12 protein-coding genes are annotated in these 10,492 nt (G+C 44.9%); 4 read left to right on the plus strand and 8 right to left on the minus strand.

The genetic code is table 11. The features are described 5' to 3' along the window. Positions 1-274: 274 nt before the first annotated feature. On the plus strand, positions 275-985 hold the full coding sequence (locus tag ACFOGI_RS07910; RefSeq protein WP_390271071.1) for a SurA N-terminal domain-containing protein: 711 nt from the start codon (positions 275-277) through the stop codon (positions 983-985). Positions 986-1,031: 46 nt separating this feature from the next. Here ACFOGI_RS07910 and hisIE read toward each other — a convergent pair whose 3' ends face one another. The 8 genes from hisIE to hisZ are packed head-to-tail and all read right to left on the minus strand — an operon-like array spanning position 1,032 to position 7,504. After that, positions 1,032-1,664 (minus strand): bifunctional phosphoribosyl-AMP cyclohydrolase/phosphoribosyl-ATP diphosphatase HisIE, encoded by a 633-nt coding sequence (gene hisIE, locus ACFOGI_RS07915; RefSeq protein ID WP_390271074.1) that lies wholly within the window; start codon positions 1,662-1,664, stop codon positions 1,032-1,034. Next, positions 1,664-2,428 carry an imidazole glycerol phosphate synthase subunit HisF gene (gene hisF, locus ACFOGI_RS07920; RefSeq protein WP_390271103.1) on the minus strand — a complete coding sequence of 255 codons (765 nt, stop codon included), beginning with the start codon at positions 2,426-2,428 and terminating at the stop codon, positions 1,664-1,666. The genes hisIE and hisF overlap by 1 nt, the downstream gene beginning before the upstream one ends. Next, positions 2,418-3,140 carry a 1-(5-phosphoribosyl)-5-[(5-phosphoribosylamino)methylideneamino]imidazole-4-carboxamide isomerase gene (gene hisA / locus ACFOGI_RS07925; protein ID WP_390271077.1) on the minus strand — a complete coding sequence of 241 codons (723 nt, stop codon included), beginning with the start codon at positions 3,138-3,140 and terminating at the stop codon, positions 2,418-2,420. Before hisA ends, hisF begins: the two co-directional genes overlap by 11 nt. Next, complete coding sequence (hisH, locus tag ACFOGI_RS07930) at positions 3,137-3,742, minus strand: imidazole glycerol phosphate synthase subunit HisH (protein WP_390271080.1); 606 nt, start codon at positions 3,740-3,742, stop codon at positions 3,137-3,139. The genes hisA and hisH overlap by 4 nt, the downstream gene beginning before the upstream one ends. Before the next feature lie 13 nt (positions 3,743-3,755). Next, a complete protein-coding gene (gene hisB, locus ACFOGI_RS07935; RefSeq protein ID WP_390271083.1) occupies positions 3,756-4,340 on the minus strand; it encodes an imidazoleglycerol-phosphate dehydratase HisB in 585 nt (194 codons plus the stop codon). Then, positions 4,327-5,619, minus strand: a complete 1,293-nt coding sequence (gene hisD, locus ACFOGI_RS07940; protein ID WP_390271086.1) for a histidinol dehydrogenase — start codon at positions 5,617-5,619, stop codon at positions 4,327-4,329. The genes hisB and hisD overlap by 14 nt, the downstream gene beginning before the upstream one ends. After that, a complete protein-coding gene (gene hisG, locus ACFOGI_RS07945) occupies positions 5,616-6,254 on the minus strand; it encodes an ATP phosphoribosyltransferase (protein WP_390271089.1) in 639 nt (212 codons plus the stop codon). Before hisG ends, hisD begins: the two co-directional genes overlap by 4 nt. After that, positions 6,242-7,504, minus strand: a complete 1,263-nt coding sequence (hisZ, locus tag ACFOGI_RS07950; RefSeq protein WP_390271092.1) for an ATP phosphoribosyltransferase regulatory subunit — start codon at positions 7,502-7,504, stop codon at positions 6,242-6,244. The genes hisG and hisZ overlap by 13 nt, the downstream gene beginning before the upstream one ends. 109 nt (positions 7,505-7,613) lie before the next feature. On the opposite strand from hisZ, the gene ACFOGI_RS07955 reads away from it, so the two are divergent. The 3 genes from ACFOGI_RS07955 (at position 7,614) to murB (ending at position 10,265) form a co-directional block, all read left to right on the plus strand. Further along, entirely contained in the window at positions 7,614-8,414 is an 801-nt protein-coding gene (locus ACFOGI_RS07955; RefSeq protein ID WP_390271095.1) for a histidinol-phosphatase HisJ family protein, read from the plus strand. Between the two features lie 82 nt (positions 8,415-8,496). Beyond that, positions 8,497-9,303, plus strand: coding sequence for an alpha/beta hydrolase (locus ACFOGI_RS07960; protein WP_390271098.1), 807 nt, complete (start codon positions 8,497-8,499; stop codon positions 9,301-9,303). A gap of 41 nt (positions 9,304-9,344) precedes the next feature. Further along, the gene (murB, locus tag ACFOGI_RS07965) at positions 9,345-10,265 is read left to right on the plus strand and encodes a UDP-N-acetylmuramate dehydrogenase (RefSeq protein WP_390271101.1); all 921 of its coding nucleotides are present in this window, start codon (positions 9,345-9,347) and stop codon (positions 10,263-10,265) included. Positions 10,266-10,492 lie beyond the last annotated feature (227 nt).

Consider the following 10,492-nt stretch of genomic DNA (forward strand, 5'->3'; position numbering starts at 1 on the left):
CGTATACGGGTCCGTACGTACGGTGGTGTGAGAGGACGGAGGTTAGTCACCTCCTCCTACTCGATTGCTGATAATAAATGCTCCCATTGCTATTAGGCTTGTGGCATAAGTATGTAAATTGCCTATTGGATTGTATCTGAAATGTAAACTTGGGCTATAAAACCGCTCATACCAGCGGTAGAGGGCATGAAAGGCGTTTTGAGGTGCTTGAAAAAGATTACTGGTATATGTTTGAATAAAGAGACACTGAAAGGAAATGGAGTTGTGTTTTCTAATGAAAAAACTTTTAATGATCACGTTGGCGTTGGCATTTGCAGTGGTATTGGCTGCTTGCGGTGGAGAGGACGCTGCTGAGGAAGGAAATCAGGAAACACCGGAGAGTACTTCAGAGCAGGCTCAGGAAAGTGTGGAAGTAACAGAAAAGGAAAAGGTGGATGAAACGGAGTCCGTTGCTAAAGTCAATGATGCAGAAGTCACCGGAGAAAAATACAATCCGATATATATGCAGGTAAAGACAACCATGCAGCAAAGTGGTCAGGATATCAGTGATCATGAAAAGATTAAAGAACTGACGCTGGATCTTCTGGTGGATCAGGAATTGATTCTTCAGGATGCTGAACGGGCAGGAATTGAAGTGACTGAAGAAGAAGTGGACCAGCAATATAAACAGATTGAGGAACAATCAGGTGATCAGCTTCCAACTATGTTGGAACAGTTCCAATTGACGGAAGAGCAGTTTAAGGATCAGCTAAATAATGATTTGATCACATCGAAATATATGGAGTCCGAACTGAATGTGGAAGTAACAGACCAGGAGGTTCAGGAAATGTATGATCAGTTGACCGAGCAAAGCGAAGAAGTCGGGGAGCTGAAAGAACTGGAAGAACCTATCAGGCAGCAACTTCGCACGCAGAAGGAACAGGAGCAACTGAAGGCAAAAGTGGAAGAGTTGAAAGAAGATGCTGACGTAGAGACATTAATCTAATAATATATAGAAAGGGAGCATTCCTTAGGGAATGCTCCTTTCTGAATTATTTCTCCTGTTTCTGAATATGCCGTTTCTGCAGTTCTTCTTTAATGTCTTTGATGGTCACCCCTGTGAGTTCCATGAGCACCAAGGTGTGATAAGTGAGGTCGGCAATCTCCCAGGTTATTTCCTGCTTATCATCATTCTTGGCTCCGATGATCACTTCGCTTGTTTCCTCTCCGACTTTCTTAAGGATCTTATCGATACCCTCGTTGAAAAGATACGTTGTGTAAGCTCCTTCTACCGGATTCTCTTTACGTTCTTTTATTTTACCGGCAACCTGATAGACAACATCCTGGACAACTTCTTCCTCTTTATGGAGCGATTCATGGAAACAGGATTCCTCACCGGTATGGCAAGCGGGACCGTTCGGAGTGACTTGGACCAGAAGAGCATCTCCATCACAATCATAGGATATTTGTTTTACTGCCTGTGTATTTCCAGAAGTCGCCCCTTTGTTCCAGAGTTCCTGCCTTTTTCTGCTGTAGAACCAGGTTTCCTTCGTCTGAATGGTCTTTAAAAGAGACGATTCATTCATATAAGCCAATGTCAGCACTTTACCTGTGTTCGCGTCCTGGACGACCGCAGGGATCAGCCCATTTTCATCAAATGATAGTTTCGCTATATTCACTTCCATTATGTATCCCTCCTGACAACGATGTCTTTCTCTGCAAGATATTTCTTTAACTCCGGAATCGGAATCTCACCATAGTGGAATACCGAAGCGGCCAGTGCCGCATCTGCCTTGCCTTCATGAAGTACCGTGGAGAAGTGCTCCATTGCACCGGCTCCTCCACTTGCGACAACTGGTATGTTTACTGTTTCTGCAATCTTTTTGGTTAGTGGCAAGTTGTAGCCATCTTTTTCTCCGTCTGCATCCATTGCGTTCACCACAATCTCTCCAGCACCCAACTCTTCTCCACGCTGAGCCCATTCAATGGCGTCTAGGCCGGTGTTCTCCCTGCCACCTTTTGTAAAGACCATCCACTTGTCTGTGTCCGTCTTCTTGGCATCGATGGAGAGTACAATGCACTGGGACCCAAATTTCCAGGCAGATTCTCTGATCAACTGAGGATTCGTTACGGCAGCACTATTGATGGATACTTTGTCGGCTCCAGCTCTCAGGACCCGATGGATATCTTCCAATGTACGAATCCCGCCGCCGACTGTAAATGGAATAGCAATTTCAGCAGCGACTTTTTCCACTACATCGACAAAAATATCTCTTGCTTCATTGGATGCTGTGATATCGTAGAAGACCAGCTCATCGGCGCCGTCCAGGTTATACCTGGTGGCAAGCTCCACAGGGTCAGCGACATCTTGGATGTTCTGGAATTTCCTACCTTTTACCACCCGTCCTTTATCGACGTCAAGGCAAGGCACAATACGCTTAGCGAGCATGTTCATCACCACCAGCAACTTGTTCAAAGACCAATGTACCATCATATAGGGCTTTGCCAATAATAGCGCCGAACAGATGAAGGCTTCTCAATTTTTGGATATCTTCCTTATTAGTAATTCCACCGGAGGCGATGACATTCATGGCAGTAGCCTCGTTAATGGTTTGAAGTTCGTCGAAATTCGGGCCCTGCAGCATACCGTCTTTCAGGATATCCGTATAAACAATGGTTTGTACTCCCAACTCTTCCAATTCTTTTGCAAGATCCAGAGCCTTGACGGAACTGGTCTCCGTCCAGCCATCTGTCGCTACATAGCCATTGCGGGCATCAATGGAAACTGCAATTTTTTCACCATATTGATTGACTGCTTTGCGCAGGAAGTCTTTGTCATGAATGGCGGCTGTACCGATGATGACCCTGCTGATCCCTGCGTCGATATATTCATCGATCAAACCGAGACTGCGTATTCCGCCGCCTACCTGAATTGGAATCCGGGTTTTCTTTGCAATTTGTTTAATGCTGGCTTTATTGGTGGATTCCCCGGTCTTTGCCCCATCCAGGTCCACAATATGAAGGGATTCTGCCCCTTTTTCCTGCCATTTAAGGGCAGTTTCTGAAGGGGAATCGCTGTATATTTTTTCTTTGTTGTAATCCCCTTGTGTCAAGCGTACACATTTACCGTTTTTGATATCAACCGCTGGAAAAAGAATCATGAAATCATCTCCCCAAAGTTTTGTAATAATCGGAGTCCAGCTGCCCCGCTCTTTTCCGGGTGGAACTGCATACCGATAATATTTTTCTGCTGCACGATGGCAGGAACTGTTCCTCCGTAGTTGGTACTTGCTGTAAGAGTGTTTTCCTCATAGCTGCTGACAGCATAGGAATGGACGAAGTAGACATAGGTTTCTTCCTCGATTCCCTCTACGACTGGATTGTCCTGTTTGATATTCAAGGTGTTCCAGCCCATGTGGGGGACTTTTACGGAATCAGTAATTCGGCTGACTTCCCCTTTCAAAAGTCCAAGACCTTCCCAGGAGCCGTCTTCAAAGCTCTTTTCATAGAATAGCTGCATGCCGAGGCATATTCCCAATGTCGGCTTTCCTTTTTCCGCTTCTTCTTTGATGACTTTGCCCAGTTCCAGTTTGTTCATAGAATCCATAGCATCCTTGAATGCACCGACACCTGGAACAATAACTGCTTTGCTATCTCGGATTACTTCTGGGTCTGCTGTCAGTGTTGATTCCAAATTGTGTTTATTCAAGGCGAACTGCAAACTCTTAATATTCCCGGCTCCGTAATCTACAATGGCAATCATCCTGCTTCCTCCTTTATAATGTCCCTTTAGTCGATGGTACTCCCTGGATCCGAGGGTTCTTCATGGTAGCCATGTCGAGAGCCCGCCCGAAGCCCTTGAATATGGATTCGATAATATGATGTGAATTTTTGCCATAATCCAAGTTGATGTGAAGTGTGACCTTCGCATTGCTGGCGAATGCCTGAAAGAATTCCTCCACCAATTCTGTGTCAAAGCTGCCAACCTTATCTTTCAGTCCTTCCACATGATAAACAAAGAAGGCCCGTCCGCTGATGTCCAAAGATACAGTGGACAGGGCTTCGTCCATGGGGGTTGTGACATTTGCATAGCGTGTTATCCCTTCTTTATTTCCCAATGCATCCCGGAAGGCCTCTCCTAATGCGATTCCAATATCCTCTACTGTATGATGCTGGTCAACTTCCAAATCTCCTTCACAACGTACTTTGAGATCCAGTAAGCCATGTTTGGTCATGAGTATCAACATATGATCTAAAAAGCCCACTCCTGTGTTTACCTCTGATAATCCGGTTCCATCAATGGAAACTTCCAAATCAATATCTGTCTCTGCTGTTTTTCTGCTTATGCTATGCTTTCGCATCTGAATCGTCCTTTCTTACCTGGATTGCATTGGAATGGGCAGTCAGGCCTTCTGTTTCTGCCAATGTCTGAATAGGCGAGGCTGCCTGCATTAATGCTTCACGGGAATACTGGATAATGCTGGATTTCTTAATGAAGTCATATACTCCCAGTGGAGAGGCGAATGCTGCTGTGCCACTTGTCGGCAATGTATGGTTAGGCCCTGCAAAATAATCGCCGAGTGGTTCGGGAGCATAGGCACCAAGGAATATGGCTCCTGCATTTTTAATGTATTGAAGCTCTTCCTGCGGATTTTCCATCATTAACTCTAAGTGTTCAGGGGCTATGGTATTGACGACATGGATAGCTTCCTCTTTATTGGTTGCAAGGATTATGCTGCCGTGCTGTTCAATGGATTGATCGATAATTTCTTTTCTTTCCAGCTTGGCGGCCTGCTGTCTTACCTCACTGATGACTTGATCTGCCATTGATTTGCTTGTTGTTACACAGATGGCTCTGGCATCTTCATCATGTTCCGCCTGTGAAAGCAGGTCGGCAGCAATATAAGCTGGAGAAGCGGTATCGTCTGCCAGTATACAAATTTCACTGGGGCCAGCAATCATATCAATGGCCACATCTCCATATACCCACTTTTTTGCCCGCGCTACAAAGGCGTTTCCTGGACCTACGATTTTCGCGGTTTTCGGGATAGTTTCCGTGCCATATGCAAGTGCAGCAACTGCTTGGGCTCCGCCAACTTTATAGACTTTGTCCACCCCTGCTTCTTTAGCGGCAACCAGAACATGCGGGTTGATACTCCCATCCGGCTGGGGAGGAGTAGTGATAACGACTGTTTCCACTCCGGCTAGTCTCGCTGGGATGACATTCATCAACACAGAGGAGGGATAGGCGGCTTTTCCGCCGGGTATGTATACGCCCACTTTTTCAAGGGGGGTCACCTTCTGTCCAAGCATGACACCAGGTGCTTTATTCACAAACCATGACTTCTCCATTTGGTTTTGATGGAATTCAGCGATGTTTTGTTGTGCCTCCCGCAAAGCCTGTCTGAATGAATCGGATACCTGTTTGTCAGCTTCCCGGAATTCTTCTTCTGTTACAGCCAGTTGATCCAGCTGCACCTCATCGAATTTTTCGGTGTATTCATATAGGGCTTTGTCACCAGAGTGCCGAACCTGTTGGATGATCTCCAGTACTATCTGGTCGATTTTTCTATCAGTATCTTCGGAAGGTGACTGATTGGCAAAATTATTCAGGAATTCTTTGGTTGTGATTACTTTCATATGGCAGATCCCTCCAAGGAATACTGTAGTTTGTGAATGAACGAATTGATGTCAGCAGACTTGGTTGCATAACTAGCCTTATTGACGATCAGCCTTGTACTGATATCCTCTATTTCCTCAACGACTTCCAACCCGTTTTCCTTGATTGTATTTCCTGTTTCCACAATATCGACAATGAAGTCGGCAAGTCCGATCAGCGGGGCAAGTTCCACAGAGCCGTTCAGCTTGACCGTTTCGACAGCCTGACCCTTTCTCTCGAAGTGTTTTTTGGCGACAGTAGGATACTTGGAGGCGATGGTGAGTTTGCGGTTCTTCTCCAATGTGTCTCCCTTTATGCCTGCTACGGCGAATTTGCACTGTCCCAATTTCAAATCAAGCATTTCATAAACCTCTGGCTGTGCTTCGAGGATGTTGTCTTTTCCTGATACTCCGATATCTGCTGCTCCTTTTTCTACATAGGTAGGCACGTCTACGGCTTTTACCGCAATTAACTTTATCTGTTCTTCCGTATCATAGAAAATAAGCTTTCTGCTCTCTTCCTCCAAATCCGGAAATGTTATTCCCGACTTCTCCAATAACTTAATGGTATCGTCCAGCGTTCGGCCTTTTGCCAATGCAAGTGTCAAACATGCCATTCGTCATCTCTCCCCATCTCCGATAATGTTCCTGTCAATTCATCCGTGTCATTGAAAGTAGTCACCTTGCCGCCAGCTTCAAGCTGCAGCTCATCTCCTCTGTAGTGAACGATACAGTCTGCAGGTGTTTGTTGGCTAGCCGTATGGTCAGACGGATAAGTCAGTACCTGCCATCCATTCTTTCGTAATTGAAAAGCCAGCTTGAAACCTTGTCTTTGCATATCTCTATCATACTCCAGAAGGATGGAAAGAGGAGCGTTTTTCTCTTTCCACAGCTTCTCTTGATCATGGGCTTCTAATAAGTCATCGACTTCGAAGGCGAAACCTATTGCGGGCATGGGACTGCTGAATTGTTCTCCAAGATTATCATAGCGTCCCCCCATCAGGAGAGGTTTCCCGACATGCTCAACGAATCCTTGGAAGATGATGCCAGAGTAATAGTTCATGTTATTGATGAGCCCCAGGTTGAAAACCAGTGCATCTTCTTCTCCATAATCTTTCAATACTTCATATACATCCACCAGGCTTTTCAGCAAGTTCTTCATTTCTGTGTTTTGAATGATAGCTTCTGCCTGACGGATAATATCCGCCGGATTGCCGTATAGCAGCGGAATGGAACGGATGGCTGATTTCACATCTTCTTCGATGGAAAGTTGATCCAAGAACGGATTCATTTCTGCCATGTTTTTCGATTGGATAAGGGCTTGCAGCTGTTCTAGTTCCTGTTCATTGATGGAAGTCTGTTTGATTAGTTCCTTGAACAATCCTGCATGGCCGATCTCCAGTTTGAAATTTGTAAAGCCAAGATCTCTCATCGTATGAATGGCGAGTACAATGGTTTCCGCGTTGTTTTCCGGTGTATCCTTTCCAAAGAACTCGACACCTGCCTGTGTGGTCTCTTTACGGTCGGACGGTTCCTGGTTCTGCCGGAACACATCCAGGACATAGAAAAGTCTCAGATCGGCCGGCAAGGTTCCCCGGTTTGCGGATATCATCCGGGTGATGGGGATCGTGACATCCGGTCGAAGCACGAGCACTTTTCCGGAAGAATCAACGACTTTCATCATGTCATCCTGGCTTACGGTCCCGGTAATGGTAGAATATAAGTCATAATATTCGAAAGTGGAAGTCCGAACCTGTTTATAACCATACGTTTTAAAGCGTTCTTTCAATGTGCTGATCAGGTTGTCCCTGATTTGAAAGTCTTCCACACTTGTATCTTTATTTCCGTTGAGCACGTAATTTTGCATGAGAATACTCCTTCCGAAAACTTTAATACTTTATTGCTTTATCTAATTAAAGTTATATAGTATTCTAATAATTATAAGGAAAAAAGTCAATAGAAAAGGGGAATTTAATATGTTCGACTACCATATTCATAGTGATTTTTCAGCCGATTGTGAGACCCCAATGGAAAAGACCATTGAGCAGGGGATAGAAAAAGGATTGAAAGAAATTTGTTTCACGGAACATATTGATTATGATTATCCGGACGAATCGATTGTTTTTGAATTTGATCTTGGGGAATATGATAGATCCATTAAAAAGATGGAGGAGAAGTACCAGGATAGGATCGTTATCAAAAAGGGAGTGGAAATTGGTGTTCAACCTCATCTATTGGGCAGGTATGAAGAGCTGCTTGATCAAGAGGCTTTTGATTTTGTCATTTGTTCCATGCATACAACCGAACATAAGGATCTGCATTCCGGGGATTTCTTCCAGGGTAAGACAGTAGAACAGGCTTATGATGTTTATTATAAAGAACTGCTGGATTGCGTGAAGCGGTTTAAACGATTTAATATTCTTGGACATGTAGATTTGGTGAAACGTTATACGGAGGTGAATAGCAAAAGGGACCACCATGATATCATTCGGGAGGTTTTCAAGGAAATCATCCCAGCAGGAAAAGGAATCGAATTGAATACATCCGGTTTCCGTTACGGCCTGGGCGCGGGAATGCCAAGCAAAGACATCCTTAAGCTTTACCGGGAACTTGGAGGAGAAATTCTTACATTAGGCTCTGACTCACATACGGAAACAACCGTCGGGTACAAATTCAAGGAGTCTTTGGAGCTCTTTGAGGAACTGGGCTTTAAATATATTACGACTTTCAAGGAGGGGGAGCCGGTATTCCACTCCATACAATCCCTGTCTAGATAAGGTTGAGCCAAGACAGTTCAGTATGGTGAATGCTATAATGAATGGATATCGCAACCAGAGCTTCAATAAGTGAGGGAGACCTTTGAAGAAGAAATTCATCATAGCTGCCGCCATTGCCTTTATCCTATTCGCCGGCATGCTATTATATAAGCCAACGAAACCAGTCTCTGATATCCACCATGGAAATCCAACTTTGTTCGTCCATGGTTATAAAGGCACTTCCAATTCCTTTGGGCATATGCTGCATCGGTTTGAAGATGAGTATGGGTGGGGAAAGAAAGGACTCGTCTATTATGTCACTTCCAATGGAAGGGTACGTGACTACCATTTAAGCAAGGGGAGAGAGGAACCGATGTTTGTCCAGGTGATATTCCAAGACAATCGGGCAAGTTTTGAAGATACCACCCGCTGGCTTGCTTCAGTCACGACCCATTTGAAAGAGAATTATCATGCGAATGAAATCAATCTTGTCGGACATTCCATGGGGGGGATCGTTTCCTTGAAGTTTCTTCAGGATTATGAAGGGGAAGAATATCCGGACGTGGATCGGTTTATTGCTATAGGAAGCCCATTTGACGGCATTTATAGTCAAAAGTATTTTCAAATCCACCATGATGAAGCAGCAACCGATTTGAAACCTGGATCCCTTGCTCTAGAGCTGATTCAAAAAAATGGTTTCCCACCAGGGACAGAGGTACTGAATGTCGCCAGTACGGGGGACAGTGTAGCACGCCCGGAAAGTGTGCAATCTATACGAACAGTTATCCCGGGCAATAAATATAATGAAACTATGATTGTCGATGAGGAACTCGGCCACAGCGCCCTTCATGAAAATGAACAGGTGGATTGGATGATCCATTCTTTCCTATGGAAAGAGAGAGAAGATTAGCTTAGAATGAAAGAGATTAATGGGATAAAGGAATGATGTAATTGGCAAAGGAACATCACATATATGAAGAACTGATACAAATCATACCTGAGAGAGATGTCATGCTGGATGAACCTTTGAGAAATCACACGTATACCCACCTTGGAGGGAATGCGGATTATCTGGTAAGGCCGAGAACTTATGAACAGGTTCAGGAGGTTGTAAGGCTCGCCAATCGCAAGGAAATGCCGTTCACACTACTGGGAAATGGTTCGAATCTCATTGTCAAAGATGGAGGGATCCGAGGAATCGTAATGAATCTGCAGAACTTGATCTCTGTACAGATTGATGAACATACCATTGTTGCCCAAAGTGGGGCGCGGATCATTGACGTTTCACAACAGGCATTGAGCCACGAACTGACCGGGTTGGAATTCGCCTGTGGGATACCGGGATCTGTAGGTGGGGCGTTATTTATGAATGCCGGTGCCTACGGCGGCGAGATTAAGGATGTACTCACCAGCACGAAAGTGGTAGACAGGGAGGGCAATCTGCTGACATTGACAGCGGATCAGCTGGATCTGGACTACCGTACAAGTAATATTCCTGACAAAGGATATATCGTATTGGAGGCAACGTTTACGCTCGAAGACGGCAACTATGATGAAATAAAAGCAGTCATGGATGACTTGACATATAAGCGGGAATCCAAACAGCCACTGGAATATCCATCTTGTGGGAGTGTATTCAAACGGCCTCCAGGTTATTTTGCCGGCAAATTGATTCAAGATAGTGAACTGCAAGGCAAGCAGATTGGAGGGGCACAAGTCTCCTTGAAGCATGCCGGTTTCATTGTGAATATAGACAATGCCTCCGCTAAGGAATATATCGATTTAATCCATTTTGTACAAAAAACGGTACAGGATAAATTTGGAGTTTCCCTAGAACGTGAAGTGAAGATTATTGGAGAGGATCCAGTATAGTAGAAGCTGTGGCGCCTGAAAGGGCCGCAGCTTTTTTGCTATGGAGTGGGAGAGAAGAGCAGGTATATCCGCAGGAGGCATGCGGAATCAGCGGGAGAGCGGGTATATCGGCAGGAGGAGTGCGGAATCAGCGGGAGAGCGGGTATATCGGCAGGAGGAGGATTAAGTCCGTATAATTGTGTAAAAGTGTAAAAAAAAGAATGGATCACATCAATTCTTGGTTACAA

It is taken from the genome of Virgibacillus xinjiangensis, from assembly GCF_042643145.1.
GTDB classification, from domain to species: Bacteria; Bacillota; Bacilli; order Bacillales; family Amphibacillaceae; genus Virgibacillus_O; species Virgibacillus_O xinjiangensis.

Coding starts and splice junctions, on each gene's coding strand:
- hisA (WP_390271077.1), bottom strand. CDS start 3,140: ATGATTCTTTTTCCAGCGGTTGATATCAAAAACGGTAAATGTGTACGC.
- hisZ (WP_390271092.1), bottom strand. CDS start 7,504: ATGCAAAATTACGTGCTCAACGGAAATAAAGATACAAGTGTGGAAGAC.
- hisH (WP_390271080.1), bottom strand. CDS start 3,742: ATGATTGCCATTGTAGATTACGGAGCCGGGAATATTAAGAGTTTGCAG.
- hisF (WP_390271103.1), bottom strand. CDS start 2,428: ATGCTCGCTAAGCGTATTGTGCCTTGCCTTGACGTCGATAAAGGACGG.
- hisD (WP_390271086.1), bottom strand. CDS start 5,619: ATGAAAGTAATCACAACCAAAGAATTCCTGAATAATTTTGCCAATCAG.
- hisG (WP_390271089.1), bottom strand. CDS start 6,254: ATGGCATGTTTGACACTTGCATTGGCAAAAGGCCGAACGCTGGACGAT.
- hisB (WP_390271083.1), bottom strand. CDS start 4,340: ATGCGAAAGCATAGCATAAGCAGAAAAACAGCAGAGACAGATATTGAT.
- hisIE (WP_390271074.1), bottom strand. CDS start 1,664: ATGGAAGTGAATATAGCGAAACTATCATTTGATGAAAATGGGCTGATC.
- ACFOGI_RS07955 (WP_390271095.1), top strand. CDS start 7,614: ATGTTCGACTACCATATTCATAGTGATTTTTCAGCCGATTGTGAGACC.
- ACFOGI_RS07910 (WP_390271071.1), top strand. CDS start 275: ATGAAAAAACTTTTAATGATCACGTTGGCGTTGGCATTTGCAGTGGTA.